This is a genomic window from Desulfosporosinus sp. OT (assembly GCF_000224515.1).
Taxonomy (GTDB): domain Bacteria; phylum Bacillota; class Desulfitobacteriia; order Desulfitobacteriales; family Desulfitobacteriaceae; genus Desulfosporosinus.
Window position 1 is genome coordinate 1 of record NZ_AGAF01000197.1, and the last position, 769, is coordinate 769.

Annotated in this window: 1 protein-coding gene; it reads right to left on the minus strand. The window is 45.6% G+C overall.

Annotated elements, in window-relative coordinates; genetic code table 11:
* A partial coding sequence (locus DOT_RS18925) for a cell wall-binding repeat-containing protein (RefSeq protein WP_009621369.1) occupies window positions 1-525 on the minus strand: 525 nt, incomplete at its 3' end.
* Between the last annotated feature and the right edge of the window lie 244 nt (window positions 526-769).

Consider the following 769-nt stretch of genomic DNA (forward strand, 5'->3'; position numbering starts at 1 on the left):
AGACAGCGCATCTTGGTTCAACCAACCGTAAGCAACTGCGACTTTAGTCACAGGAGCGCCCAGTTCAACCATTTTCTTAGCGATATTTACAGATGTTTCGAAACGGTCAACGCCGCCGAGGGACTCAACAGTAATACCCATACCTTTTAATTCATCAATGACTCCTTGGCTGATGACTGCCGTTCCACTGGTGACATAAACCTTCGTAACATTAAGTTTTGTGAGTTCAGCTTTTGTATCGGCATTCAGAGTCGCTCCCGCGCCTTGTAAAAGAATCGGAGCGTTTAAGAATGCAGCGAGTGGGCCTGCCGTCAAGGCATCAGAGGCACCATAAGAAGCGGATGAGGCGAGAATTGCTGTGCCGGTATAACCTGTTTGATCCGCAATGGCTACGGCGGTTTGTTCTGCCGTTATACCCGCTAAGCGCGTTGGGACGGTCGTATTTGCAAAGGCGTTAAAGGGTATCATGGTCATTGCCATACCTGCGATTGCTAAGGATGCCAAGGCTTTTTTAGTCTTTTTCATGTTGTGAATATCTCCTCTCAAATTTGAAACTTTTTTTCTTTAAGTCTAGTTTCTTTAAGTCTAGATGATTGGACTTTTCGGTTTTTTCTCTTTCCAGTATAGGACGTTCGCGTGAGTCGTCCTTCACCTCCTTAAGATGTGTCGTGTTTAATGTTTAGACATTGCGCAGTATCTAAAAGTATCCCACCGGATTTCATGAGAGCGTCCCCTCAATCAATGCCAATCCATTTCTCCGGTGGTCGTA